The organism is Kribbella hippodromi (assembly GCF_039531045.1).
Classification (GTDB): domain Bacteria; phylum Actinomycetota; class Actinomycetes; order Propionibacteriales; family Kribbellaceae; genus Kribbella; species Kribbella hippodromi.
This window is the reverse complement of record NZ_BAAAPH010000028.1, coordinates 15,467-41,052: the sequence shown is the minus strand read 5'-3', so window position 1 is coordinate 41,052 and position 25,586 is coordinate 15,467. Positions and strand designations below refer to the sequence as shown.

Annotated in this window: 27 protein-coding genes and 1 tRNA gene; 9 read left to right on the top strand and 19 right to left on the bottom strand. The window is 68.2% G+C overall.

Annotation, left to right across the window (positions count from 1 at the left end):
- Window positions 1-12: 12 nt before the first annotated feature.
- Window positions 13-975 carry an aminoglycoside phosphotransferase family protein gene (locus ABD260_RS32475; protein ID WP_344239837.1) on the top strand — a complete coding sequence of 321 codons (963 nt, stop codon included), beginning with the start codon at window positions 13-15 and terminating at the stop codon, window positions 973-975.
- Here the strand turns inward: ABD260_RS32475 and ABD260_RS32470 are convergent.
- The 3 genes from ABD260_RS32470 to ABD260_RS32460 all read right to left on the bottom strand — a co-directional run bounded on the left by ABD260_RS32470 (window position 961) and on the right by ABD260_RS32460 (window position 3,708).
- Window positions 961-1,731 carry a phytanoyl-CoA dioxygenase family protein gene (locus tag ABD260_RS32470; RefSeq protein WP_344239835.1) on the bottom strand — a complete coding sequence of 257 codons (771 nt, stop codon included), beginning with the start codon at window positions 1,729-1,731 and terminating at the stop codon, window positions 961-963. The two genes, ABD260_RS32475 and ABD260_RS32470, sit on opposite strands and share 15 nt — an antisense overlap.
- Window positions 1,732-1,812: 81 nt before the next feature.
- The gene (locus ABD260_RS32465) at window positions 1,813-3,231 is read right to left on the bottom strand and encodes an alpha/beta hydrolase (RefSeq protein WP_344239833.1); all 1,419 of its coding nucleotides are present in this window, start codon (window positions 3,229-3,231) and stop codon (window positions 1,813-1,815) included.
- A gap of 114 nt (window positions 3,232-3,345) precedes the next feature.
- A complete protein-coding gene (locus ABD260_RS32460; protein ID WP_344239831.1) occupies window positions 3,346-3,708 on the bottom strand; it encodes a nuclear transport factor 2 family protein in 363 nt (120 codons plus the stop codon).
- 112 nt (window positions 3,709-3,820) lie between these two features.
- On the opposite strand from ABD260_RS32460, the gene ABD260_RS32455 reads away from it, so the two are divergent.
- Together ABD260_RS32455 and ABD260_RS32450 are read left to right on the top strand one after the other, a co-directional pair.
- A complete protein-coding gene (locus ABD260_RS32455) occupies window positions 3,821-4,615 on the top strand; it encodes a helix-turn-helix domain-containing protein (protein WP_344239829.1) in 795 nt (264 codons plus the stop codon).
- A complete protein-coding gene (locus ABD260_RS32450) occupies window positions 4,612-5,115 on the top strand; it encodes a DinB family protein (RefSeq protein WP_344239827.1) in 504 nt (167 codons plus the stop codon). The genes ABD260_RS32455 and ABD260_RS32450 overlap by 4 nt, the downstream gene beginning before the upstream one ends.
- A gap of 131 nt (window positions 5,116-5,246) precedes the next feature.
- Here the strand turns inward: ABD260_RS32450 and ABD260_RS32445 are convergent, their stop codons facing one another.
- Entirely contained in the window at window positions 5,247-6,296 is a 1,050-nt protein-coding gene (locus tag ABD260_RS32445; RefSeq protein ID WP_344239825.1) for a hypothetical protein, read from the bottom strand.
- The gene (locus ABD260_RS32440) at window positions 6,296-6,811 is read right to left on the bottom strand and encodes a SigE family RNA polymerase sigma factor (protein WP_184838133.1); all 516 of its coding nucleotides are present in this window, start codon (window positions 6,809-6,811) and stop codon (window positions 6,296-6,298) included. Before ABD260_RS32440 ends, ABD260_RS32445 begins: the two co-directional genes overlap by 1 nt.
- Window positions 6,812-6,978: 167 nt before the next feature.
- Between ABD260_RS32440 and ABD260_RS32435 the strand changes: the two genes are divergently transcribed.
- Window positions 6,979-8,199, top strand: coding sequence for a hypothetical protein (locus tag ABD260_RS32435; protein ID WP_344239821.1), 1,221 nt, complete (start codon window positions 6,979-6,981; stop codon window positions 8,197-8,199).
- Between the two features lie 100 nt (window positions 8,200-8,299).
- Here ABD260_RS32435 and ABD260_RS32430 read toward each other — a convergent pair whose 3' ends face one another.
- A complete protein-coding gene (locus ABD260_RS32430; RefSeq protein ID WP_344239819.1) occupies window positions 8,300-8,824 on the bottom strand; it encodes a hypothetical protein in 525 nt (174 codons plus the stop codon).
- A 114-nt stretch (window positions 8,825-8,938) separates the two neighbouring features.
- Here ABD260_RS32430 and ABD260_RS32425 point away from each other — a divergent pair, with 114 nt between their 5' ends.
- Complete coding sequence (locus ABD260_RS32425; protein ID WP_344239817.1) at window positions 8,939-9,337, top strand: hypothetical protein; 399 nt, start codon at window positions 8,939-8,941, stop codon at window positions 9,335-9,337.
- A gap of 292 nt (window positions 9,338-9,629) precedes the next feature.
- On the opposite strand, the gene ABD260_RS32420 is transcribed toward ABD260_RS32425, so the two are convergent.
- The 3 genes from ABD260_RS32420 to ABD260_RS32410 form a co-directional block, all read right to left on the bottom strand.
- Window positions 9,630-10,157 (bottom strand): SigE family RNA polymerase sigma factor, encoded by a 528-nt coding sequence (locus ABD260_RS32420; RefSeq protein ID WP_344239815.1) that lies wholly within the window; start codon window positions 10,155-10,157, stop codon window positions 9,630-9,632.
- A gap of 228 nt (window positions 10,158-10,385) precedes the next feature.
- The gene (locus ABD260_RS32415) at window positions 10,386-11,894 is read right to left on the bottom strand and encodes a GGDEF domain-containing protein (protein ID WP_344239813.1); all 1,509 of its coding nucleotides are present in this window, start codon (window positions 11,892-11,894) and stop codon (window positions 10,386-10,388) included.
- Between the two features lie 161 nt (window positions 11,895-12,055).
- Window positions 12,056-13,588, bottom strand: a complete 1,533-nt coding sequence (locus tag ABD260_RS32410) for a helicase HerA-like domain-containing protein (RefSeq protein WP_344239811.1) — start codon at window positions 13,586-13,588, stop codon at window positions 12,056-12,058.
- 201 nt (window positions 13,589-13,789) lie between these two features.
- Between ABD260_RS32410 and ABD260_RS32405 the strand changes: the two genes are divergently transcribed.
- Both ABD260_RS32405 and ABD260_RS32400 read left to right on the top strand, forming a co-directional pair.
- The gene (locus tag ABD260_RS32405) at window positions 13,790-14,083 is read left to right on the top strand and encodes a type II toxin-antitoxin system VapB family antitoxin (RefSeq protein WP_130386840.1); all 294 of its coding nucleotides are present in this window, start codon (window positions 13,790-13,792) and stop codon (window positions 14,081-14,083) included.
- 31 nt (window positions 14,084-14,114) lie between these two features.
- On the top strand, window positions 14,115-14,675 hold the full coding sequence (locus ABD260_RS32400) for a LytR C-terminal domain-containing protein (protein ID WP_344239806.1): 561 nt from the start codon (window positions 14,115-14,117) through the stop codon (window positions 14,673-14,675).
- A 16-nt stretch (window positions 14,676-14,691) separates the two neighbouring features.
- Here the strand turns inward: ABD260_RS32400 and ABD260_RS32395 are convergent, their stop codons facing one another.
- The 5 genes from ABD260_RS32395 to ABD260_RS32375 all read right to left on the bottom strand — a co-directional run bounded on the left by ABD260_RS32395 (window position 14,692) and on the right by ABD260_RS32375 (window position 17,996).
- The gene (locus ABD260_RS32395) at window positions 14,692-16,203 is read right to left on the bottom strand and encodes a potassium/proton antiporter (RefSeq protein ID WP_344239804.1); all 1,512 of its coding nucleotides are present in this window, start codon (window positions 16,201-16,203) and stop codon (window positions 14,692-14,694) included.
- A 210-nt stretch (window positions 16,204-16,413) separates the two neighbouring features.
- A tRNA-Ser gene (locus ABD260_RS32390) sits at window positions 16,414-16,504 on the bottom strand.
- A 13-nt stretch (window positions 16,505-16,517) separates the two neighbouring features.
- The gene (locus ABD260_RS32385) at window positions 16,518-16,946 is read right to left on the bottom strand and encodes a nucleoside deaminase (protein ID WP_344239957.1); all 429 of its coding nucleotides are present in this window, start codon (window positions 16,944-16,946) and stop codon (window positions 16,518-16,520) included.
- A 31-nt stretch (window positions 16,947-16,977) separates the two neighbouring features.
- Window positions 16,978-17,469, bottom strand: coding sequence for a tRNA adenosine deaminase-associated protein (locus ABD260_RS32380; protein ID WP_184838149.1), 492 nt, complete (start codon window positions 17,467-17,469; stop codon window positions 16,978-16,980).
- Window positions 17,470-17,834: 365 nt separating this feature from the next.
- Window positions 17,835-17,996 carry a hypothetical protein gene (locus ABD260_RS32375; protein ID WP_344239801.1) on the bottom strand — a complete coding sequence of 54 codons (162 nt, stop codon included), beginning with the start codon at window positions 17,994-17,996 and terminating at the stop codon, window positions 17,835-17,837.
- A 107-nt stretch (window positions 17,997-18,103) separates the two neighbouring features.
- Between ABD260_RS32375 and upp the strand changes: the two genes are divergently transcribed.
- Window positions 18,104-18,745: a uracil phosphoribosyltransferase gene (gene upp / locus ABD260_RS32370; protein ID WP_344239799.1), complete on the top strand. Its 642-nt coding sequence runs from the start codon at window positions 18,104-18,106 to the stop codon at window positions 18,743-18,745.
- 4 nt (window positions 18,746-18,749) lie between these two features.
- Here upp and ABD260_RS32365 read toward each other — a convergent pair whose 3' ends face one another.
- From ABD260_RS32365 to ABD260_RS32355, 3 genes are all read right to left on the bottom strand, one after another.
- Entirely contained in the window at window positions 18,750-19,712 is a 963-nt protein-coding gene (locus tag ABD260_RS32365; protein ID WP_344239797.1) for a phage baseplate protein, read from the bottom strand.
- Between the two features lie 126 nt (window positions 19,713-19,838).
- A complete protein-coding gene (locus tag ABD260_RS32360; protein ID WP_344239795.1) occupies window positions 19,839-20,741 on the bottom strand; it encodes a 1,4-dihydroxy-2-naphthoyl-CoA synthase in 903 nt (300 codons plus the stop codon).
- Window positions 20,742-20,769: 28 nt separating this feature from the next.
- Window positions 20,770-21,783: a LacI family DNA-binding transcriptional regulator gene (locus ABD260_RS32355; protein ID WP_344239793.1), complete on the bottom strand. Its 1,014-nt coding sequence runs from the start codon at window positions 21,781-21,783 to the stop codon at window positions 20,770-20,772.
- Between the two features lie 157 nt (window positions 21,784-21,940).
- On the opposite strand from ABD260_RS32355, the gene ABD260_RS32350 reads away from it, so the two are divergent.
- Window positions 21,941-23,878: a Xaa-Pro dipeptidyl-peptidase gene (locus ABD260_RS32350; RefSeq protein ID WP_344239791.1), complete on the top strand. Its 1,938-nt coding sequence runs from the start codon at window positions 21,941-21,943 to the stop codon at window positions 23,876-23,878.
- A gap of 27 nt (window positions 23,879-23,905) precedes the next feature.
- Here the strand turns inward: ABD260_RS32350 and ABD260_RS32345 are convergent, their stop codons facing one another.
- A complete protein-coding gene (locus ABD260_RS32345) occupies window positions 23,906-25,171 on the bottom strand; it encodes a type II toxin-antitoxin system HipA family toxin (RefSeq protein WP_344239789.1) in 1,266 nt (421 codons plus the stop codon).
- Window positions 25,164-25,517 carry a helix-turn-helix domain-containing protein gene (locus ABD260_RS32340; protein WP_344239787.1) on the bottom strand — a complete coding sequence of 118 codons (354 nt, stop codon included), beginning with the start codon at window positions 25,515-25,517 and terminating at the stop codon, window positions 25,164-25,166. Before ABD260_RS32340 ends, ABD260_RS32345 begins: the two co-directional genes overlap by 8 nt.
- Between the last annotated feature and the right edge of the window lie 69 nt (window positions 25,518-25,586).

The following is a 25,586-nucleotide window of genomic DNA, read 5'->3' as shown; positions in this document are numbered from 1 at the left end:
TAGGTTGATGCGGTGATTGAGCTTCCGGCCGGGTTCCTGGCGATGCCGCGGTGGTGGACCGAGGGAGCTGACTGGTTGCGCGGGCTGCCGGCCGCGGTGGAGCAGCAGTGTGCGCGGTGGGACCTGGAGATCGTGGGAGCGATTGCACACGGGTCCAACGCGATCGTGGTGCCGGTGTCGCGAGGTGGGGACCGGTTCGTCCTGCGGATGTCTCCGCCGGGGGACGAGGTGGTCGAGCAGGTGTGGGCGCTGCGGTGGTGGGCGGGGCGAGGCATGGCGCTCCTGTACGACGCCGATGCCAACACCGGCGCGATGCTCCTGGAACGGCTGTCCACACCGTTGACAACCCGCCCGGTGGACGAGGCGGTCGCCGTACTCGGACAACTGATGCGCCGCCTCGCCGTGCCTGCCCCGGACGAAGCACGCTCGACCGAGGACATCGTGCGTACGCGAACCCCGGAACTCGAACCGCAATGGGAACGCCTCGGCCGCCCCTTCGACGCAGCCATCCTCCGCGAAGCGATCCGAATCGCCCCGCACGACCAGCGCTCAACAATCACGCTCAACCCGAACCAGATCCACTCACGCACGACGGTCCTGCCCAACCCGGACCAGACCCACCCGATAGCCTCCCCACAGCCGGACGGCACGCACCCGCCACTCGCGGTGAATGGCGACTTTCACTCGGATCAGGTTCTGGCCGGTACGCGTGAGGACTGGCTGACTGTCGATCCCGTGCTGTTCAAGGGCGACATCGAGTACGACCTCGGCCGCGTACTGTGGACCCGCCTCGACGAAATGGACAATGTGGTCGAGTACTTCGACCTCGCCGTCCACGAAGCCGGTCTGGACCGCGATCGCGCCCGCGACTGGGTGATCTGGCGAACCGTCGACTACTGGCTCTGGTCCCTCTCCGCCGGCCTGACCGAAGATCCCCTCCGCTGCGCCCGCCTCACCCGTTCACTCCTCAGCTGAAACCCGACCTGAAATAGCTGAAGCCCGACCTGAAATGAAGCGGCTGCGCATCATCCGCGGTGAGTTGGACGCGTTGGGTGCGATCGAGTGCAGGATCCAGGGGTGGGTCAGGTACACGTCGCCCGCGCGGCCGGTCAGTTCGACCACACGTACCGGGAGGCCGTCGATGTCAGCCGGCTGGGTCGGATCTGTTGACCGGTGCGCCGAGGTCAGGTTGCGGAACCACGGGTCCGAGGCGAGCACCTGGTCGCGGACGGCCTTGAACTCACGCTCGCCGGTTGTGGTCAGAAACCGCTCGATCACCCGATGCGAACCGGCCACCTGCGGCGTCCCGCCGCCGCCCGGTGCGAGGTCGGCGAGCAGTGCCCAGATCTTCACGGCGTCCGGCGGGGTGTCGAAACCGACGTCCGTGTGCCACTGGCGGTGCGGCACCGCCCACGGCACTCCCTCCGGCATGGTCACCAGTACCTGCCCTTGGTGCGGTGGCTCACTCCAATCCCCGAGCAGACTGTCCAGCGCCGAGCGCACCCGTGGACCGAGGATCGCGTTCGCGCCGCGGTCGGCTTTGGTGGTCTTCAGACCGGTTGGTCGCAGCGTGGTCCAGGTCGTCGGGTCGTCGCGGTCCATCCCGTACCGCGTAGACAGCTCACCCCAGAGCACATCCCGCATCCGCACGGCTTCACCAGCGGAGAACGCGGACGGGATCTTCACGATCCCATCACGCTCAAAGACCTCCAGCTCGTCGGCAGTGAGCATACGCACCATCGTGCGCCCCACCCCCGAACCTCCTCCACCCAATTACCCACCCATCATCAGCAGCCGAAGGGCCTCGCTGGGCTAGCAGGTTTTGGTTGGGAGGTTGCTGTTCAGTAGGTAGTCGGTGATTCGGGCTCGGGCGCAGGGGGAGTTGTAGTACGCGGTGTGGCCGAAGGTGTTGGTGGTTAGTAGGTGGCTGTTGGCTATTTGGCGGTGCAGGCTGCGGGCGTTGGTGACGGGGGTGGACGGGTCGTGCAGGGTGGAGGTGATCAGGATCGGGGCCGCGTCGTGGATCGGTGTTGCCTGCCATGGGTTGCTTGGGGGGATGGGCCAGCCGGAGCAGGCGGCGGTCATCCCCCAGCCTTCGACTGATGCGCCGAGGCGTGGCGCGACGGACTTGGCGAGGTCGAGTCGGGCGCGGGCGTCGGCGTAGCCGCGCAGTTCGCCGGGAAAGTCCATGCAGGACACGGCGGCGTACCCGGTCTCGGGATCGCCCAGGTAGCTGATGTTCGCGAAGTCGGTGCCATCACCCTTCGCCGCCTTGGCCAGCGCGGTTGCGAGTGCGGGCCAGTTGTCCGAGACCATCGCGGTCAAGGGCAGCAGCGTCGGCATCGCCATCCGGATCACGTCGCCGGTGACCGGTCCGTTCGGGCCCTTCAACGGCGTCTGGTCGGCGGTACGGAGCGTGGTGTCGTACACCTTGCCGACGTCCTGCCCGTGCAGCGCGCACGAGGTGTCCTTCGCACACCAGGCGGCGAAGCGGTTGAAACCGTCCTCCATCGCCCGCGCCTCGTCGAGCATGAACTTCAGCGCACCCTGCTTGTGGTCGACGATCCCGTCCAGCACCATCCGGCCGACCCGGTGCGGGAACTGCTGCGCGTAGATCGTGCCCAGGTACGACCCGTACGACAAACCGATGTAGTTGAACTTCGATTCGCCGAGCGCGCCGCGGATCGCGTCCATGTCGCGCGCGACCGTCCGGGTATCCAGGTTTCGCATCAGCTCGCCGTGCTGTTTCAGGCATTGCTCACCGGTCGCCCGGCTGGACGCCACCATCGTGTCATACTCCGCGGGTGACTTCGGGAACACGGGCACGCCACGACGCAGCACCGGCCCACAGTTGAGCTGGCTGCTGCTCCCGGTCCCCCGCGGATCGAAGCTGATCAGGTCGTACTTCTCCCGGAACTGTGGCAGCACAGCGTCCGCGAGCCCGGCGGCGAAGATCGAGCCGCCGGCGCCACCCGGCCCACCCGGGTTGAAGAACAGCGCGCCGAGCTTGTGTTTCTGGTCCTTCGCCGGGACCTTCGCGACGAACACACCGGTGGTCGAGCCGGCCGGTTTCGACCAGTCCAGCGGCACGGTCAGGGTCGCGCATTGCTCGATCGCGCCCGGTTTACAGGGTTTCCAGTCCAGAGGGCCCGCGGCGGCCGCCGTACTCACCCCAACGGCGGCCGCCAGCACGGCCCCTGCTATCGATGCCGCTGTCAACGATTTCCACATGCCTGCAACTTAGGCGGCGCGACGTGCCGGTCGCATCCGCCGTTCGGCGACATCAAGATCAGCCGGAAGTCTGACAAGAATCCGGTACGTCGCGACGCCGCCCGTGATATCGGCTCAGTGCGCCGGCGCGAAGTCGTGGAAGCCGATCAGCTTCTGGATCTTCCCGTCGGCGTCCAGGACGACGATGTCGGTGCCACCGGCGACCGGCTCCTGGCCCTCGGCCTTGAGGTGCCAGGTCCAGCGCAGGTACCCGTGGTGCTCGTCGATCTTCCCGACCTGGACGAAGGACAACCCCGGGAACATCCGCTGCGCGGCGCCCATCAGCTTGTTCAGTTCGTCCGGACCGGTGGCCTCGAAGCTCGGGTCCTGGAAGGTCGCGTCGGCGGTCCAGGTGCCGGCGATCAGCTCGGCCCGGCGGTCCGCGTCGGCCGCGTTCCAGGTGGCGAAGTACTGGTCGGCCAGAGTGCTTGCGTTCATGGTGTTTCCTCCTCGTTCGGTTCCGTTGACCAGAACTCTGCCGCCGGAGCCGCGGACCGTCGATGACCTCGGAGGTAATGGCCTTGTCTATGCCACCCGCTACGGTCGGAGCATGGCAGCGACGATCGAGGAAACGTTCCAGCGCCCGGTGGGCGAGCTTCTGCGCGGCTGGCGGGAGCGCCGGCGGTTCAGTCAGCTCGAGCTGGCGAACCGCGTCGAGGTGTCCACCCGGCACGTGAGTTTCGTGGAAACCGGTCGGTCCCGGCCGAGCCGGGAGATGGTGCTGCGGCTCGCCGAGCAGCTCGACGTACCGCTCCGGGACCGCAACCAGCTACTCCTGGCCGGTGGTTTCGCGCCGATCTACAGCGAGGCGTCACTGCACTCACCGGCGATGCTGGCGATCCGTACGACCCTGCGCCGACTGCTCAAAGCACACGAACCGTACCCGGCGCTGGTCGTGGACCGCTGGTGGAACATCGTCGAGGCGAACGCCGGGATCGGCATCTTCACCACCGGCGTGGACGATTCGTTGCTGCAGGCACCGATCAACGCGCTCCGGCTGACCCTGCACCCGGACGGTCTGGCCCAGCGGATCGACAACATCGCGGACGTCCGCGCCGCGGCGCTCGGTGCGCTGCAACGGCAAGTGGCGAGTACGGCGGATCCGGAGCTCCAGGACTTGTATGACGAGCTGTGCGCGTACGCCGCAGCTGATCGGCCGACGCAACCTGGTAGCGCGGAAGTCGTGATCCCCTTCAAACTAAGGCACGACGGGAAGGAGCTGTCGTTGCTGACCACGATCGCCACGTTCGGTACGCCACTCGACGTCACCGTGTCGGAGTTGATGATCGAATCGTTCTACCCGGCCGACGACGAGACCGCCGAGTACTTGCGGGCGGTGTCGTGAAGCCCGCGCGGGAGGTTGCCGACACGATCGAGCTTCATCTTCAGTACCTCGACCAGTACCGCGGGATCGTCGAGAAGAAGCTGACCGGGTTGAGCGAGACCGAGCTCCGTACCAGCCGGATGCCGTCGGGGTGGTCGCCGTTGGAGCTGCTGAAACACCTGGTTTTCATGGAGCGCCGGTGGTTGCGCTGGGGGTTCACCGCGGAGCAGGTCGATCATCCGTGGGGAGATTCCGGCGATGATCCGGACGGGCGGTGGGCGCTCGAACCTGGTGACACGCTGGCGAGTCTGTTGGTGCAGTTGCACGCGGGTGGTGAGTTCACGCGGCAGGTGGTGGCCGGGGCTGATCCGGCGACGGTCGCGCCGGCCGGTGGCCGTTTCGGGACCGGCGACCGGCCGACGCTGAACTGGATCCTCTTCCATGTACTGCAGGAGTACGCGCGGCACGCGGGCCACCTGGACGTGGCCCGCGAACTCGCGGATGGTGCCACCGGCGAGTAGACCTGCAGGGTTTGTCCACTCGCCGGTGGCCGGAATCCCAACCGGCCGGAAGAGGGGTGGCCGGTGGGGAACGCACTCGGGGTCACCGGTTGGGCGCACGCTCCGCTAGCCGGGTGGGCGCACGCTCGGCACTACCGGTGGGCGGGGAAGGTGGTTGGGAAGGTCGGGGTCGGGACCGACGGCTTCTTCGACGGGAGGCTTGGGGTCGCGGCCGGGAGAGTCGGCTTCGCCGGGAGGGTGGGCTTGGCGGCCGGCTTGCCTGGGTCGGCTGTGACCTTGACGCCGGCGCTGACGTGGACGGTCGGCTTGGCGGCGGGAAGGGTTGCGTTCACGGTCGGCTTGGCTGGGAGCGTCGGGAGCTGCGGCGCGGTCGGCTTCGGCACGGTCGGCTTCGGGGCGGACGGCTGCGCGGTCGGTACGCCGTGTACACAGTCCGGCAGCTGCGCCGACGGGACGCCGGTCGGCAGCTTGCCCGGAAGGGTCGGCTTGGTCGACGGGAGACCCGGCTTCGTGGGCAGCGTCGGCGTACCCGGGAGGTTCTTCGCAGGCAGCGTCGGTTTGGCCGACGGAAGGCTCGGCTTGCCCGGCAGGGTCGGCGTGGCCGGCACGTTCGGGTCGCCGGGGAGGGTGGGCTTTCCGGTCGGCAGGCTCGGCGCCCCGGTCGGCCTACCCGGCAACGTCGGCTTCCCTGACGGCACGCCCGGCTTGCTCGGCACGGTCGGCACAACCGGCTTGCCGGGCAGGGTCGGCTTCGTCGACGGCAGGGTCGGGTTGGCTGGGAGGGTTGCGGTCGGGAAGGACGGCGTACCCGGCTGGTTCGGCTTCCCTGGAAGCGTCGGTTTGCCTGGCAGCGTCGGATTGTTCGGGTCGACGGTTACTGTTGCCTTAGGCAACTTAGGCAGCGTCGGCAGACAAGTCGGGTCCACCGATGGCGTGCTTGGGCTCACCGCCGGCACCGGCGGCTTCCCGCCGCCCGCCAGCAGGTTCTTCACCGGCGCCGGCCCGCCGACCGCAGCCGACACCGTCGCAACCGTCCCAGCCAGCGCGGTCACCCCGGCCGCAGCCAGACCCCGCCGCAGCCAGGTCAGCCGCTTCCCGCGCCGCATCAGCTCGGCGGCATCCGGCTGCCACGGCTCCATCTCGTACGTGAGCGCGTCGCGCACCCGCTGCTCGTCACCCATCAGTTTCCTCCAACTCCGCTGTCGATCAGATCAGGTGCCAGACGCAACTTGGCCAGCGCGCGGGAGGCCGTGCTCTTCACGGTCCCGGCCGCCATGCCGAGCAGGTCGGCGGTCTCGGCCTCGGAGAGATCCTGCGAGTAGCGCAGCGCGACCACGGCTCGTTCCCGGACGGTCAGACCGGACAGCGCCGCGAGCACGGCCTCCCTGGTCTGGACGTCCGCGGCGAAGTCCGCCACCGCTCGCTGGTCCCAGTCGTTGTGCACCGGGTCGCTGGGTACTTCGTTGTTCCAGCGCCGGCGGGCCTGACTGAGGAATCGGTTCACCAGCACCCGGCGGACGTACCGCAGCGGGTCGCCCTCCAGCCGGTGCCATTTCGGGTACGACCGCATCAACGCCTGCTGCACCAGGTCCTCGGCGGTGTGCCGATCGCCGCACAGCATCTCCGCGAACCGGAGCAAGGGTGTCGACTGCGCCACGACGAAACGCTCGAAGTCGGCGTCCGCGGTCCCGGTCATCGATTCTCCTCAGCCTCTGTCACACCGGTCCAAACCCGCTGAGCAACCGATCAGGTTCTGTTCTGTCACCAACTGGTTCGAGGAAATTTATTGACGGGCTAGCCAGAGGTGACGTTCATGAGTCACATTGGGTGCACACACCTTCACCGCCCCGGAGGTTTCCGCCCATGCGTATCACTCGTAGGTTCACCCCTGCCCTCGGTCTGACGGCAGCAGCGGCAATCCTTGCCGCGACCTTTACCCTCGCCCCACCAAGTACCGCCGCAACGGCAGGTGCCGCGCCACCGGTCGCGGTCTCCGCCCAGCCGATCCCGGGCTCCAGCAACGTGGAACAAGACGGCAACCGGATCATCCTCGGCGACGCCGCGGCCGCGATCGGTGCATCCGAGCTCAAACAACGCTCCGGTCTCGCCGAGCTGAACCCGGTCCGTTTCAGTACGCCGGCCTCCAGCGTGATCGTCGGGTACAAGGCCAGTACGCCGAACGGTTCATCGGCTGACGTCTACGTACGCGCCTGGGTGCACGGCCGGTGGTCGGAATGGACCGCGGCCAAGGCCGGTACGCCGACCGCGCTGCCCGGCGCCAGCGACCAGGTACAGCTCCGGATCATCGTCCTGGCCCCGCCGACCGGCGCGAAACCGTCCGTCGGTGATGTCACCGTGCAGCCCACCGACAAGGTTGCCGCCAGCAACATGACGATCCAGGCCGCACCGCTCAAGTCCAAGGTGTTCGCCACCCGGGAAGGCCTGGTCGGGGGTACGACCGCCAACGGTCACGTGATCGTCGACCGCGATCACTTCGTCGCCCTGCCGTCACGACGCGGCCTTTCCGGCAACGGTTCCGGCACCTACTCGGTCAAGGTGTGTACTGCCTCGCGCTGCGCCTTCGAACCGGTGTGGGACGTCGGACCGTGGAACACCAAGGACGACTACTGGAACCCGAGCGCGACCCGCGAGATGTGGAAGGACCTTCCGCAGGGCAAGCCCGAAGCACAAGCCGCGTACCAGGACGGGTACAACGGGAAGAAGGATCAGTTCGGGCGTACGGTCGCCAACCCCGCCGGGATCGATCTCGCCGACGGTGTCTTCTGGGATGCGCTCAAGCTGGCCGACAACTCGTGGGTCGACGTCACGTACCTGTGGACCGGCGATGGCGGTCGCGGCACCGTGTCGATTTCGTCCGGCTACCTGAACGTACGCAATGCGCCCAACTCGACCGGCGCGGTTGTCGGTATGGCCGGGAAGTCGGCGCAGGTCACCGTCGAGTGCCAGACGACCGGTGAGAACGTGACCGGATCCCAGGGCACGAGCAACGTCTGGCTCCGGGTCAACGCCGGGATGTACGTCGCGAAGGCGTGGATCTCGGCCGGCACCTTCGGCGCCTGCTGAATCTCCAGTACATCGCAATTGCCGCACGTACCGCAGCCGCACGCTCACCGACGTACTCGGTGGGGTGCGGCTGCGGTGTTGTGATGGGCTGGAAATCCGCCTACTTGCCGGGCGGGGCGACGGTCGGCGTCTTAGACGGCGGTGCCGACGGCGAGGCGGTCGCCGGGCGGGTCGGGGTCATCGTCGGCGGGTAGCTGGGCGAGACGGTCGGCGTGCGCGACGGGTAGGTCGGGGTCGCCGTGGGCGGGTAACTCGGCGTCGCGCTCGGCGGACGGGTCGACGGTTGGGTCGGGGTTGCCGACGGCGGTTCGGTCGGCGGCGGAACCGGTCGCGGGGTCTGGGAGGCCGGGATGCTGGTACTGATCGGGCTGGGCGTTGCTTCCGTCGGCGTCGCCCGCGTCGGTGACTGCGACGGGACCGGAGTCATCGAGGGCGGCGGCTGCACCGTCGGCGTTTGATCGGTGGGCGTCGGGCTCGCGCTGGTCGGCGTCGCAGCCGGTCCGCCGTCGGAACCGTTGCTTCGAGCCATCGCCGTACCGGCGAGCACCACGCCACCTACCGCGGCGACCGCCACCCCCGCCAGCACCATCCGCGTCAGCCGCCGCTTCCCGTGATCCTGATTCATTCGTTGCCCTCCGCACCTGTTCGATGAGCTTGTCGGGCTGAAGGACGCGGCCGGTACGGGAAAAGGTTCTGCGCCCGCCCGACTCCTTTTCAGACCGGCGTGCTGGTCGGCGGTGTGGCGGTTGCCGGGGTGCGGGTGGCCGGTGGGTTCTGGAAGGGAGCGGAGGTTGGCGGGCCGGTGCTGGTGGGGGTCGCGGCCGGCGGGGGTGCGGGGGTCGACCGGGCGGCGTGGGTCGGCTGCCCGGTCGGGCTGATCGGCTGGGTCGGTGGTGCCGACGGCGGGCTGGTTTCGGTCGGTGAACCGGTCGGGTTCGGTGCCACGCCGCCGCTCGATTGGGGGCTGTTGCTCGGTTGGATGCTGTTGTTCGGTTGGGCGGATTGGTTCGGTTGGGTCGTGCCGGGCGGCGGCATGGTCGGGGTTGGCGTCATGGAAGGCGGGTTCGGGCTGGTTGGGGTGACGGATGGAACCGGGCTGCTGGGAGTCGCGTACGGCGAGCTCGGGGTCTGCTGGTAGCCCGGTGGGGTCGCGGGCTCAGGCGCCCCGCCGCGGAGCAGTCCGCTGCCGACAACTCCCCCGATCACAACCGCAACCGTCGCCGCAGCAGCAGCACCCACCGCCGCCCGCTCACGCACCCGCCGGCGACGCGCCCGAGCAATCACCCGCGCCGGATCCAGCGCCCCAATCGAATAATCCAGCGCCAACGCCCCCCGCAACGCCTCCTCAACTACCCGCCGCTCGTCATCCCGCGACCATTCCTCGCCGCCGGGCCGCAGCTCACGCGGCGTACCGGGTTCTTCGGGTGTGTTCATGCGTGCCCCCTCACGCTGGTCAGTTCGGGGGCTGCTCGGAGTTTGTCGAGGGCTCGGGCGTTGGCGCTCTTCACGGTGCCGACCGCTACGCCCAGCACCGCCGCGGTTTCCCGCTCGGTCAGGTCTTCGACGTAGCGGAGCACCACGACCGCGCGCTCGCGGCGGCTGAGTGCGGCCAGCGCGGCGCCCACTGCCACCTGACGATGAACAGTCCCTGCCTGGTCAGGTTCAACCGGGTCTACGAACAACTCGATCTCGGACGCGTGCCCGCTCGGGCGCTCACGCCACGGCCGGCGCCGCAACCACGAGAGGTGCTGGTTGACCACAGCCTGGCGTACGTACGCGAACGGATCGGCCAGTTCGATCCGATCCCAGCGCAGGTACGCCTTCTCGAGTGCGTTCTGAACCAGGTCCTCGGCGAGTTCGAGGTCGCCGCAGAGCATCCGCGCGAAGTGCACCAAGCGGGCGGACCTGGCCAGGACAAAACCCGTGAAGTCGTCGTCACGACTCCCCGTACCCGGCATCTGCACTCCGTTCCTGCTGGCCCCACACCTGAAGACGCCGCCCACCCCCAAAAGGTTCTCCACACCCAACAACTGAGAGTGCGGCAGCTCGACAGTACGTATACCTCCACTGCCCGCGTCCGCACGCGGGCGTGCGGTTCGAGGAAGGCGCAGTGGGCGTATACGTACTGTCGAGCTGCCGAACATGCGGACCCGGTCGAGGCGATGCGGGTCCCCGATGGTGCTTGGTCAGGGGCGGTCGGTGGGGGTGACGCCCGAGGTGAGCGGGCGGTCGGTGGGATGCGCGGCCGGGGTGGTGGCTGGGGTTGTCGCGCGGTTGGTCGCCGGCCTGGCAGCGGTCGCGGAGTGGTGCGTGGCGGTGGCGTCGGCGGAGGGCCTGGCGACCGTCGCAGAGTGGGTGGCGGCGCCGCCGACTGGGCCGGGGAGGGTTGGGCGGTGGATCGGGTGCGGGCTCAGCGGGGCCAGGGGGCCGGCGGGGACGGTGTCGGCGGCTAGGCGGACTCGGTTTCGGCCGGCGGATTTGGCGGCGTACATGGCTCGGTCGGCGCGGAGCAGGAGGTCGTCGACGGTGCCGCCGTCGCCCGGGTACACGGCGACGCCGATGCTGACGGTCAGGTGGAACGTGTCCGGATCCAGATCGGGATCGTCGAGTACACCGGCGCACATCGCGGCCAGCGGGCTCGCGGCGACGGCGTTCCGGAGGCGGTCCGCGGTGACGGTCGCCTCGTCGATCCCGGTGTCGGGAAGCGCGATCACGAACTCCTCACCACCGAACCGCCCGATCACGTCCTTCACCCGGATCGCGCTGCGCAGGATCGTCGCGACCGCGCGCAGTGCCTCGTCGCCGACCAGGTGGCCGTGCCGGTCGTTGACCAGCTTGAAGTGGTCGATGTCGATCAGCAGGACCGCCATCGGTTCGCGCTGGTTCCGCGACGTCCGCAGCATCTGATCGGTCCGCCGGCGCCACCAGTCGACCCGGGTCAGGCTGGTCTTCGGGTCGGTCTGCGCCTCGGTCTCGAGCTGCCCGAGCAGCAACGCACGCTGCGCGGTCAGCGTGACCGGGATCGCCACGAACGCGAACCACGGACTGATCAGGCAAGCGCCTCCGAGCAGCACACCGAAGGTGGCGGCGGTCGCGTCGATGCACACGTCGTCCCGTCCGCCGACCGTCTCCTGCCGGCTGCTCCCCGGCACGATCAGCGAAATCGCCAGCCCGCACAGCAAGGTGTCCGTCACCACGTACGCGGCCGCGCCACCGATCATCGACACGACCAGCCCGAGCCCACTGTCACCGGTGAGATGCCGAGCCGAAACGAACACCGCATGCGCCGCGCCCACCGCGAGGACGTGTACGGCGGTGGAGAACGCCCAGCGATACGGAATGCACTTTCCGGCCCGGATCCGCCACCAGATCCGCAGCAGCAGCGCGACCAGGATCGCCAGCGCCGGATGCAGGATCACCGCCGCCGCGATCATCCAGGCGGGCGCCAGATCTTTGTGCAGCGCACCGCCGCGGCGCCGCCGGCTCTCCACCCGGCGGGCGCCCTCGACCGAAATCAGCGCCGACACGGTCAGCGCGATGACCACATCCAGCCCGCGCCAGTCCGGCCGGCCGGCGAAGGCGTGCACGGCGTACCCGATGGCGCCGAGGTCGACGAGCACGACGAGGGCGAACGCCGGGACCGTCAGGGTCCAGAGCGCCCAGGATCGTACCGCTCGCCTACTCTGCGCAACCATTACCTCACACGGTACGACGAGTGAGCGTCAGGTCCCAATCCGCGACGGCGCGGCTGTGGATGACGACTTGGAAACGATCGACAATCCTTCCGCATTCAGTCGTTTGATCAACTATCAGTGCGGGTTTTCCCTTGCAGCGCAGGAAAAACCCGCGTCCAGGCCTACTTCCGGCGCGCCGCGCCGAACAGCCCGCGGACGATCTCCCGGCCGGCCGTCCGGGCGAACTGCTTGAACGCGGTCGACCCGATCACCTGCTCGACCATCGTCTTCTCCGGCTTCTGCGCCCGCGGCCGCGACTCCGGCTCCGGCTTGGCCTGTTCCTCGGCCGCCGCCTGCTCGGCCCCGGCCTGCACCTTCGCGGCCAGGATCTCGTACGCCGACTCGCGATCCACTGTCTCGGAGTACTTCGCATTGTTCGGCGACGCCTGCACCGTCGCGGTCAGCTGCTCCGCGCTGGCCGGCGCCATCAGCGACTGCGGCGCCCGCAGCCGGGTCCAGGCGACCGGCGTCGGCGCGCCCGACTCGTTCATCACGGTCACGATCGCCTCGCCGATCCCGAGCTGGGTCAGCACCTCACCGAGGTCGTACGACGAACTCGGGAAGGTCGACACCGTCGCCTTCAGCGCCTTCGCGTCGTTCGGCGTATGCGCCCGGAGCTGGTGCTGTACGCGTGAACCGAGCTGCGCCAGGACGGCATCCGGTACGTCCTTCGGGGTCTGGGTGACGAAGAAGACGCCAACGCCCTTCGACCGGATCAGGCGCACGGTCTGCGCGATCGAGTCCAGGAACGCCTTCGACGCGTCGTTGAACAACAGGTGCGCCTCGTCGAAGAAGAACACCAGCTTCGGCTTGTCCACGTCGCCGACCTCGGGCAGGTCGTGGAACAGGTCCGCGAGCAGCCACATCAGGAAGGTGGAGAACAGCGCCGGCCGGTCCTGCAGGTTGGGCAGCTCGAGCAGCGAGATGACGCCCTTGCCGTCGCGCTGCTGCAGCAGATCGGCGGTGTCGAACTCCGGCTCGCCGAAGAACGCCTCGGCGCCCTGGTCGGCGAACCCGATCAGCGCCCGCAGGATCACGCCAGCGGTGGCCGCGGACAGTCCGCCGAGGTCCTTCAGGTCCGCCTTGCCCTCGTCCGAGGTCAGGTGCTGAATGACCGCGCGCAGGTCCTTCAGGTCCAGCAGCGTCAGCCCGGCCTTGTCGGCGTAATGGAAAATCAGCCCAAGGGACGATTCCTGTACGTCGTTCAGCCCGAGCACCTTGGACAGCAGCACCGGCCCGAACGAGGTGATCGTGGCCCGGATCGGGATGCCCGTGCCCTGCCCGCCAAGCGCGTAGAACTCGGTCGGGAACCCGGTCGCGGTCCAGTCCTGGCCGATCGCCTTGGTCCGGGCCAGCAGCTTGTCGCCGCCCGCGCCCGGCTGGGAGATCCCGGACAGGTCGCCCTTCACATCGGCCGCGAAGACCGCGACGCCGGCCGCGGAGAGCTGCTCGGCCATCAGCTGCAGCGTCTTCGTCTTACCGGTACCGGTGGCGCCCGCGACCAGGCCGTGCCGGTTCATCATCCCGAGCGGGATCCGGACCGCCGCCTCCGGTTTCGGGGTGCCGTCGACCAGCAGCGCGCCCAGCTCGAGCGCCGCCCCATCGAACGCGTACCCCTGCTTGACGGTCTCCACCACGTCGGCTTTCTCGGCCATCTTAGCGTGCCTTCCCCGGTTGCCTGACTAGTGCCTGATTTCGGTGCCTGATTTCGTGCCTGATCTACCCGTCGGAATGCTAGTCCTCCGGGGCCGGTGGACGACGCCTGACGGCGCCGAAAGGTTGCTTCAGGTCACCGGACTATTCCGGTGACATTGATGACCTCTCACACGACCTGGAACCCCGCTAGACTTCGGGGGGTGATCTTCAAGCGTGTCGGGGACGACAAGCCGTACCCGGACCACGGGCTGCGGCCGAAGGACTGGTCTTCGCTGCCGCCGAGGCAGGTGCGGCTGGACGAGCTCGTCACGACCAAGGGCACCCTGGACCTGAACGCGCTGCTGGACGAGGACTCGACCTTCTACGGCGACCTGTTCGCGCATGTAGTGGAGTGGAAGGGCGACATGTACCTCGAGGACGGGCTGCACCGCGCGCTCCGCGCCGCCCTGCAGCAGCGTCAGGTTCTGCATGCCCGGGTCCTGGTAGTGGACTGACAATGGCTGCCGCTCACGGGGGGTGGAGCAGATGACAGCGATCCATCCGCAACCGAGGCCGCACTCGCGGGCCCGGTGGCGTACGCCGATCACGATGGTGATCCTGCTCGGCATCCTGGCCGGTGGCGGCTGGTGGGGCTGGAAGGCGATCAGCAGCAGCGCCGACCCGACCTGCGTCGCGCAGAAGCTGCCGAACAACCGCCTGGTGCCCAAGCAGGTGGTGCTGAACGTGTACAACGGCGGCGCCCGGGCCGGATCGGCCGGCCGGGTCGCGGAGGCGCTGAAGAAGCGCGGGTTCAACATCAACAAGATCTCGAACGAGCCCAAGGGCGACAAGGTCGACGTGGTGTCGCTGCGCGGCGCCAGCGCGAACGCGCCCGAGATGCTGCTGATCGCCGGCCAGCTGAACCAGAAGGCAGTGATGGTCGCCGACGGCCGCACCGACCACACCGTCGACCTGGTGATCGGCGCCGGCTTCGGCTCGGTCAAGCTGAAGGGCAGCCCATCGGTCTCGGTCCCGGCCGGCACTGAGGTCTGCCTGCCCGTGATCCGCACCCCGCAGCCGATCCCCTCCGGCCAGAACCCGAACTGAGCCCCCCCCCGTACTCCTAGTGCTGTTCCCGGCCGCGCTCGCCGAACCATCCGGCCAGGCGACCGGCCCGGGACACGGCGCGCAGGCGGCGTACGGTCTGCTCGCGGACCGGGCTTGGCGCGACCACCAGCAATGAGTCGGCGGCCCGAAGGACAGTCCGCCGGTCGGGTACGAAGGTCTGCTTGTTGCGGATCACCAACGACACCGACACGCCCGGCGGGAGCCTGAGCTCACCGATCTCCACCCCGGCCAGCTTGGACTCACTCGGGACATACACCTGGAGCATGTCCGCGCCGAGCGACTCCAGCGGCGCCACGTCGATGTCCACTTCGTGCGCCGCGTTCTCGTCCAGTACTTTCAGCCGGGCCGCCAGCCAGGGCAGTGACGGACCCTGGAGCAGTGTGAACACCAGTACGAGCACGAACACCACGTCGAAGATCCGGTCCGCATGCGGTACGCCCTCGGCCAGCGGGATCGTCGCCAGCACGATCGGTACCGCACCGCGCAGCCCGGCCCAGGCGATGAAGGTCTGTTCGCGCCACGGCAACCGGAACGGGGTGGCCGAGACCGCCACCGACGCGAACCGCCCGACCACGGTCACCGACACGCCGATCACCAACGCGACGACCACATCGTTCAGTACGAAACGCCCCGGCGACGCCAGCAGGCCGAGCATCACGAACAGCCCGATCTGCGCCAGCCAGGCGATCCCGTCGACGAACGACCGGGTCGCCATCCGGTGCGGCAGCTCGGCCCGGCCGAGTACGAGCGAGGTCACGTACACCGACGCGAACCCGGACACATGCAGCAGGACGGAACCACCGGCGTACGAGATGAAGGCCACCGAGAGCACCGTCAACGGGTAGAGGCCGGCCGAACCGAGCGCCATCCGGCGGATCAGGCGGACGCTGACCCAGCCGACGGCCAGACCGAAAAGCGCGCCGACCACCAGCTCGTACAAGACCAGGCCGCTGAACGCCAGGAGGCCCTTTTCGCCGACCTCGCCCGTGCTGACGAGTGTGACGAGCAACACGGTCGGAGCGTCGTTCAGCCCGGACTCAGCCTCCAGCGCACCGCGAAGGCGCGGCCGGATCGGCACTTTTCGGAGGACGGAGAACACCGCCGCCGCGTCCGTGGGCGAGGTGATCGCGCCGAGCAGCACGGACAGCTGCCAGTTGAGTCCGAGGACGAAATGCGCCACACAGGCGACCACGCCGACGCTGACCGCGACGCCGAGCGTGGCCAGCACCAGCCCGAGCGGCATCACCGGGCGTACTTCGTTCCACCGGGTGGTCAGACCGCCCTCGGTCAGGATCACCACCAGGGCGGCGAACCCGAGGGCGTGCGCGAGCTGGGCGTTCTCGAAGTCGATGTGACCGGGGCCGGACTCGCCGAGCAGCAGGCCCATCCCGAGGTAGATCAGCAGCGACGGGAGCCCGATCCGGCCTGACAACCGCACGGCCACCACGGCGACCAGCAGGATCGCCGCACCGGCCAGCAGAATCCGGTCGAGCTCGGCAACGTCCATGGGGGCCTCTCGTCGAGCGTCAGGTCCCGAGTCAGGTCCAGAGAGACGAAAACCCTGACGCATCACACAGCATCAGGGTCTCCGGCTATCTGCCGCCCCAAGAGGCGGTTGGCGGTGGCGGAGGGAACCGTCGCAGGCTCCTCCCAAATCCCACAGCACTTGATATGCGGTTGGATGGTCCCACACTTCGTGCGGAACCATCCAACCGCATGGCGGTGGCGGAGGGATTTGAACCCTCGGACGGGGGTTGCCCGTCACGCGCTTTCGAGGCGCGCTCCTTCGGCCGCTCGGACACGCCACCGCCGAGGACACTATCAAGATCTGTGGCCGATGAAGAAATCGCGCAGCCTGGCACCCGCTTCGTCGGCCAGCACCCCACCCACCACCTCGGGCCGATGGTTCAGCCGGCGGTCCCGGACGACGTCCCAGAGCGATCCGACCGCGCCGGCCTTCTCGTCGTACGCGCCGAACACCAGCCGGTCCAGCCGGGACAGCACGATCGCCCCGGCGCACATCGTGCACGGCTCCAGCGTGACCACCAGCGTGCAGCCGGTCAGCCGCCACTCACCGACGTGCTCGGCCGCCGCCCGGATCGCCAGCACCTCCGCGTGCGCGGTCGGGTCGCCGGTCGCCTCGCGCTCGTTGTGACCGCGGCCGATGATCTCGCCGTCCTCGGTCACCACCAGCGCCCCGATCGGTACGTCCGGCAGCGCCAGCTCGCCCTCCTCCAGGGCCAGCGCCATCAACCGCGACCACTCGCGCCGCAGCAGCGGGCTAGCCAAGGGCTTCGAGCGCGTCGTGGAACTGGTTGCCAAACCCGAGCTCCTCGGCGATCTCCTCGAGCATCTCCTCCGGGAGCAGGTCGACGTCGTCACAGAGCGCGCCGAGGTCCATCGCGTTCATGCCCAGGTCGGCGATGATCGTCAGGTCGCCGGCCGGGACCTGCTCGTCGTCGTCATCGGCCAGCGGAATGTCCAGCTCGTCCACGATCTGCCGGGCCAGCGGCCATTCGGTCGCCGCGGTGACATCGGAGATCAGCAGCCGAGCCCGCCCGCCGAGCACCCGGACCAGGACGAAGAAGTCCTCGTCCACGGACACCATCCCGAGGACGCCGCCCTCGCCCGGGTACCGGCGCAGCGCCGACACCAGTGTGGAGAGGTCGGGCTCGCCGCGGAGCACGAGTGGAGTCACCGTCCAGTTCCCGTCCTCGGTGTACGCGGCGACCGCGAAGTCGAGGTCAGTGGTCCCAGCCAAGGCATCAGACACGGCCTCATCGTCCCAGACTCCGGCGATCCACGGGAGCTTCCGGATCGCCAGGCCATCACAATTGCATCTCGCCGCCCTCGCAGGCGCACGCGCCGCGACGGGGTATCAGCCACCCCAAACCGGTTTGGGGTCGCTGTGTACGTGCAGCGGGGAAAGTTGTACCCCCGGAATGAACCGCTGGGTGCCCCAAACCGGTTTGGGGCGGGTGCGCACGTGGAGCGGGGAAGGTTGTACCCCCGGAATGGACCGTCAGGTGCCCCAAACCGGTTTGGGGCGGGTGTGCACGTGGAGCGGGGAGCGTTGTACCCCCGGAATGGACCGTTAGGTGCCCCAAACCGGTTTGGGGAGTGTGGGGGCGGCCGGGGTCAGTGGTGGAAGGTGGCTCGGCGCATTGCCTCGCGGAGCTGGCGGACCCGGGCGCGGCGGGGTGCGATCCGGTCCCGGAGGGCGCGGGCCTCGTCGCGCTCGCGCAGGAACGCGGCACGGCGGCGCAAGCGGTCCAGCTGCTCAGGGCTCTTCTCGGCCATCGGCGTACTCCCTGGGGGGCGAGGTCAGGGCAGATTCCGGTGCAGCTTCAAGTCTGGCAGCGAGCGCTGTTTCCGGTCGCGAATCGCCGACGGTACCGTTCGGGCTTATGCAGATCCTCGTCGTGGACCACCCGCTCGTCGCTCACAAGCTCACCGCGCTACGCGACGAGCACACGGACTCACCCACGTTCCGGCGGCTGACCGAGGAACTCGTCACGCTGCTCGCCTACGAGGCGACCCGCGACGTCCGGACCGGTCCGGTCACCGTCCAGACCCCGGTCGCGGCCGCCCAGGGCGTCAAGCTGACCTCCCCGAAGCCGCTCGTGGTACCCATCCTGCGCGCCGGGCTCGGCATGCTGGAGGGGATGACCCGGTTGCTGCCGACCGCCGAGGTCGGGTTCCTCGGCATGATCCGGAACGAGGAGACCTTGACCGCGTCGACGTACGCCGAGCGGTTGCCGGAGGACCTGTCCGGACGCCAGTGCTACGTACTAGACCCGATGCTGGCCACCGGCGGAACGCTGGCGGCGGCGATCCAGTTCCTGGTCGACCGCGGCGCCGACCACATCACCGCGATCTGTCTGCTGGCTGCCCCCGAGGGCGTCCAGCGGGTCGAACGCGAACTGACCGACCTGGACGTGCCGTGCAACCTGGTGATCGCCGCGATGGACTCCCACCTCAATGAGAAGGGCTACATCGTGCCGGGCCTGGGCGACGCAGGTGATCGTCTATACGGCGTCGCCCAGTAACGCTTTAAACCAGCGTGTTGCGGTAGAAGAGGTTGGCTCGGCGGGCGCCGGTGAGGCCGGAGGCGAAGCCGAAGTACAGGCGGGCGGTCGCGTCCGTGGAGCCGTAGACCGCCATGCCTTCCGCTTCGCGGTACGTCAGGCTCTTCCCGGCCAGCGTCAGGAACGAGTCGACGATCTCACCGGCATTGATGTCGTAGCACCACAGCTTCGAGTTCGCCTTGGTCTCGTCGGGCTCACCCGGGTACGCCTCGCCTTCCCAGAAGTACGCGTACGACCCGTACAACGTCCAGCCCTGGAAGTCGATCTCCGGTGTGAGCGCGGGCTGCTTGAAGGACGCCAGCACCGTGGAGAAATCACCGGCCCGCGCGGCAGCCAACGAGTACACGTTGATGTGCATCCCGTCCGAGAGCGCATAACGTACGCCGAGCCGGCCGAAGCGCTGATCGGTCGCCGGGGTGAAGACCGTTCCGTTCGAGACCGGCTTCCACTTCGTCACCGCCGACGACGTCAGCGTTTTCCCGCTCTGCCAAGGGAATCGGCAGATCTGGCGACCGCGTCCGTTCGAGGTGTCGACGTCGGTCTCGGTCCAGATGTACGTCGTACTGCCGGATGCTTCGGCTCCGATCGAGACGGCATGACCGAAGCCGGTCAGGTACATGTACCCGAGCTCGTTGCCGGAGAAATCGAGCCGGGTCAGCGTCAGGTCGCCACCGTTGCTCACGCTGCCGCCGCGGACCTGCGCGGCGAACAGCCGGTTGTTGGGCGTGTCGAACGCGAACGACTGCATCACGGTCGCGTCGTGCAACGGCTTGCTGCGAAAGAACTCGTTGGTGGTCGCGCTCATCTTGAAGCGCTTGGAAGTGGGTAGGGACAGGGTCCGGGCGGTGGCCGTGGGCAGCCCGAAGGTGCCGGCGGCAACAACTGCCCCGGCACCCGTCAGCAACCCGCGACGGGAGAGTTTGTCCATGCTTTCAGACGGTAAGTGATTTACCGCGAACTGTCACCAGTTCGAACGATGTTTTCTGTGAAGACACCGGGGAATGATGTTAAGAGCGAGCCAGAGCCGTCCCTTGAAACAAGTTGCCCAAGGCATCTAGAACGCGTACGGGTACGGTGACCAATCGGCCGGACGCTTTTGCAGGAACGAATCCCGGCCTTCGGCGGCCTCGTCGGTGCCGTACGCCAGCCGGGTCGCCTCACCCGCGAACAGCTGCTGCCCGACCAGACCGTCGTCGATCAGATTGAACGCGTACTTGAGCATCCGCTGCGCGGTCGGCGACTTCGCGCAGATCTTCTTGCCCCACTCCAGCGCCACCGTCTCCAGCTCGGCATGCGGTACGACCTTGTTCACCATGCCCATCCGGCACGCATCCTCGGCGGTGTACTCGTCGCCGAGGAAGAAGATCTCCCGGGCGAACTTCTGCCCGACCTGCCGGGCCAGGTACGCCGAGCCGAACCCACCGTCGAACGACGCCACGTCCGCATCGGTCTGCTTGAACCGCGCGTGCTCCGCCGACGCCAGCGTCAGGTCCGCGACCACGTGCAGACTGTGCCCGCCACCCGCGGCCCAGCCCGGAACGACACAGATCACCACCTTCGGCATGAAGCGGATCAGCCGCTGCACCTCGAGAATGTGCAGCCGGCCCGCGCGCGCCGGGTCGATCGTGTCAGCCGTCGTCCCCTCGGCGTACTTGTAACCGTCCTTGCCGCGAATCCGCTGATCGCCACCTGAGCAGAACGCCCAGCCGCCGTCCTTCGGCGACGGGCCGTTGCCGGTGAGCAGCACGCACCCGACATCACTCGACATGCGGGCGTGGTCGAGGACGCGGTACAGCTCGTCGACCGTCTGCGGCCGGAACGCGTTGCGTACCTCGGGCCGGTTGAAGGCGATGCGCACGACGCCGGCGTCGACCGCACGGTGGTAGGTGATGTCGGTCAGCTCGAAGCCGTCCACCTGCTTCCAGGCCGACGGGTCGAAGATCTCGGAAACAGTCACCCAGGCAGCATATTTCAGCCCACCTACGTCAGCTCCGTGCGGTGCTCTCCCGCAGCACAACCTCCGCCTTGAACGTCTCGGTCGTCGCCTCGCCGCCCTCGACCGCCAGCTCCAGCGCGCGCCGGCCCATCTGCTCCAGCGGCAGCCGTACGGTCGTCAGCCCGGGCCACACGTCCCGCAAGGTGGCGATGTCGTCGAATCCGGCCACACCGAGCTTGCCCGGTACGTCGACGCCCCGCGCGCGCAGTGCGGACATCGCACCAACCGCCATCACATCGTTGACCGCGAACACACAGTCCAGCTCGATGCGCCGGTCGAGCAGTTGCTCAGCCGCCGCGTACCCACCGTCGCGGGTGAAGTCACCGGCCTCGACCGCGACCGGCTGCAGACCCGACTCGGCCAGCCCGGCGACGAAACCGTCGCGCCGATCCCGCGCGGTGGCGAGGCTCTCCGGACCACCCAGCACGGCGAACTTCCGCCAACCGAGCCCGGCCAGCGCGCGGGCCAGATCCGCCGAGCCCGCCCGGTTGTCCGGCTCGACCGTGTGCGCCGGCATCCCGGACTGGCTGACCAACGCAAGACCCGCGCCGGAGTTGAGGAAGCTCTCCACCTCGGCCGCCGTCCGGGACAGACTCTCCTGGTCGGTCCGGCGGCTGCCGATCATCACCGCGGCCCGGGCCCGCTGTGCCCGCAAGGACGACAGGTAAGCAATCTCACGATCGGAGTCACGGAACGTACTGGCCATCATCACCAGCAGGTTGCGTTCGTCGGCGGCGCGCATCACGCCGTTCGCGATCGCCGCGAAGTACGGATCCTCGATGTCGTGGACCAGGATGCCGACCACGTTCGTCGACGACTTGGCCAGCGCCTGTGCCTGCGCGTTCGGCGTGTAGCCGAGCTCGTCGGCCGCGGCCTTGACCCGTTCCTGCAGCTCGGGACGTGGGACCCGATCGCCGCCGTTCAGCACCCGGGAGGCGGTCGCGACCGACACTCCCGCCCGCTGCGCGACGTCCAGCAACGTCACTGGTGCTCGCAGATTCATTGGCCTACCCTTTCGTGCGTCCCCCCGGTGGGCGGTGGCGGTCACCCTACCGAATCACGCCGCGATCACGCCGGTATCACGCTGAGTATCGGGCAGGTCGCTGCCAATCTCGGCAGAACCTGGCTTTGCGGCCCCGGAGTGACTAGCCTTCCCAGCCATGACGACCGTCCGCGCCAGGGTGACGATCCTGGTCTCGTCCGCCGTGCTCAGCCTCGCGACCGTGACCGGTCCGGCAGTGGCTGCGCCGATCCCGGACGTGCCCGACGCGCCGGGCGTCAAAGCGGCCGCGCCCAGCGCGCCGCAGTATGTCGACACCAAGACCAAGAGCACGCAGCCGGTCTACGACTACGCCAACGCGATCCGCGAGTCGGTGTACGTCGACACCGACCTCGACACCGACTCCGACGGCAAGAACGACGTCATCGCCGTGGACATCGTCCGGCCGAGTGAAACCGCGCTCACCGGTGTGAAGATCCCGGTCATCATGGACGCCTCGCCGTACTACTCCTGCTGCGGACGCGGCAACGAGAACGAGAAGAAGACGTACGACAGCGACGGCGACATCCGGAAGATGCCGCTGTACTACGACAACTACTTCGTACCGCGCGGGTACGCGATGGTCGGCGTCGACGTGCTCGGTACCGGGCGGTCCACCGGCTGCGGCGATGTCGGCGGCCCGGACGAGATCCAGTCCGTCGTGGACGTGATCGACTGGCTGAACGGCCGCAACACCGCGCACACCGCCGACGGGCGGCCGGTGAAAGCGACCTGGACGACCGGCTCCGTGGGCATGATCGGCAAGTCGTACGACGGCACGCTCGCGAACGGTGTCGCGGCGACCGGGGTGCAAGGCCTGAAGACGATCGTGCCGATTTCGGCGATCTCTTCCTGGTACGACTACACCCGCTCCGGCGGCGTCCCGTACTCGGACGACTACATGCCCTGGCTGGGCGGGTACGTCGGCCATCAAAGCGCGGCCTGCGACGACGTACGCGGCCAACTCGGTGACAGCGACGACGACGAGACCGGTGACTACACGTCGTTCTGGGCGGAGCGTGACTACACCAAGAACGCGTCGAAGGTGAAGGCGTCCGTCTTCATGACGCACGGGCTGAGCGATTACAACGTACAGACCAATCACTTCTCGCAGTGGTGGTCCGCGCTGTCCCGCAACAACGTGCCGCGGAAGCTGTGGCTCGGGCTCGAGGACCACGTGGACCCGTTCGAGTTCCGGCGGGACGCGTGGGTGGACGAGCTGCACAAGTGGTTCGACTACTGGCTGCAGGGTCTGCAGAACGGCGTGATGAAAGAGCCCGCGGTCTCGATCGAGACTTCGCCCGACGTGTGGCAGAACTACAAGACCTGGCCGGCCGTGAACCGTCCCGTGCAGGTGCCGTTGTCGGCTGGGAAAATAGGTGCCGCGGGCAAGGGTTCGGTGACGATCACCGACGATCCCGAGCTGACCGAGGACGACATCGTCGCGGACCCGACCGAGGTGATCGCCGGCCGGCAGATGTTCCTGTCCGCACCGCTGACCACGCCGCTGCGCGTGAGCGGTACGCCGTCGGTGACACTCCGCTTGAAGTCCGACTCCGCGACCACGCCGGTGACCGCGCGCCTGATCGAGTACGGCGACGCGGAACGGTACTCGGGCATCCGGCGTACCAGCAACAGCACCTGCGAAGGCTCGAGCACCGACTACGACGACAGCTGCTACTACACCGTCGACAAGCTCACGACCCAGAGCGACCACGGCATCATCAGCCGCGGCTGGATCGACGCCGCGCACAGCAAGTCCCTGTCCAAGCCGACTCCCCTCACCCGCGGCAAGTGGACCACCGTCACCGTCCCGCTCCGCGCCCAGGACGAGGTCATCCCCAAGGGCCGCGTAGTAGGCCTCGCGATCACCCTCTCCGACCCCGAGTGGACCACCCCCAACGACACCGGCGCCACCGTCGACATCGACGTAGCCGCCAGCAAACTCAACATCCCCGTCACCACCGGCAAACTCACCGCCCCAACCAAACTCACCCCCATCGACGTAGACATCACCACCCCCACCCAACGCCCCAACCTCCACGATCCAAAGAACTGACGCCAGGGATCGCCCCGACGCGGAGCTCTAGTGCAGCTGTCGCAGGACGCTCTTGCAGTGGGTGCGGAGTTGCGGAAGGGTGCGGTCGGCAACCTGGTCGGCGCCGGGCACTTCTGCAACCGCGGTGAGGGACGTCTCGAACGCATCGGGATAGCGCTCGGCTAGCGCGCGAACCCGGCCGATCAACAGCTCGGCCGGAAGATCGAGCACCCGCGCCATCTTCTCCCACTGTTTGCGCCTGATCCGGCTGAAGACCCGTTCGCCACCGATCGACAGTGCCACTGATCGATCCACCCGGTTGCTGTCGTACGACAGACCGGTGGCGAGGTCGTACAGCGGCGCGATCCACCGCGAGCCGGCCGGATCCAGAAGCAGCGAGATGTTCTTCGAGTGACCGTCCGGTGCGCCGGCGACGAGATTGACGGCGGCGAAGTCCGCCAACGCCAGCAGATCGTCCTCAGGTTCCGTCAACTGCCGCCGGACCAGCGCGGCCAGGTCGGACAGCCGAGGCCCTCCTCTGCTCTCGTACTTCACGGCCGGCAACCGGCCCAGCGCCTGGCAGAAGTCCTCTTGATGAATCCGCCTGATCGCCGCGCCGTCCACCACCCGGTCGAACCGCTCGACCACGATCGCCCACTGATCTTCGAATCGCAGCATCGAGCTGGGCGCGACATCGACCGCGAGCTTCCCGGCCGCGGCCATCGTGACGTGCTCGATCAGCACCTGGTGCAGAAGCGCCTTGATACCCGGCTTGACGATGTGCGTCGTCGCGGCCGAGCCGCGCGCCTCGTACCACTGCCCGTCGATCGAAGTCAGCGCGACCTTCTCCTGCTGACCACCGAGGGACCAGTGTTCGGCGGGCATCGACCAGGTCGCGGGCTGATCCACCAACCGCCGCAACCGCTCGGCGATCTCCGACTCCCCGACGGGATGGGTTTCAGACCCTCGGTTCCGTAGTTCCTCCAGCCGCTCCGGCGCGCAGAACTGAACCGCGCCAGGACAGTCCCAGCCCATTTCGGCGAGGATTCCGAAGATGTCGTCCGCTGTCGTGTTCAGCCGATCGGCCCACTGGCCCAGTGTCTGCGGATTCTCCGGCAGCAGGCCGCGAAGGTACGGTTCGACTCGGCCGGCCGGGTACGTACGCGCTCCGATCGGCAGTCGCAGCGACAAGGGGATGGTTCCGGACCGGACGTAGTCGTCGGCGTACGTGAACGTCGGCATCACGTCCGCGCCGGCACGTTCCAGGTGGCCGGCGACCTCGTCGTACAGCACAACCGCGAGTCGCTCAGTCATTGCCGGACGGCTCCTCGTCGCCGTACCAGGCCCGGCGCCGATCCGCGGCGCGGCGGAGGCGGTGGCCGGTCAGCTGCTGGTCCGCTTCGGGTTGCTCCGAAGCGCGGAGGATCATGGTCAGCCCCAGCGCGGCCAGCAGCCGCATCAGCTGTTCCAGCTCCACGCCGCGGTGCCCGTTCTCCACCTTTGCCAGCCAGGAGCGGGAGACCTGCGCACGCGCGGCAGCCTCGGCCTGGCTGAACTCGAGCCGTAGCCGCTGCGCCCGGACTGTCGATCCGAGCTTCGACCAATCACCAATGACGATCTCGTCCATGGCACCCGTCTCTTTGTCTACGTTCGTGGACATTATTTCATTGTCTTCGTTCGAAGACAATGAACTTGTGTCTCCGTTCATGGACAACGTGGTACTCCGCAT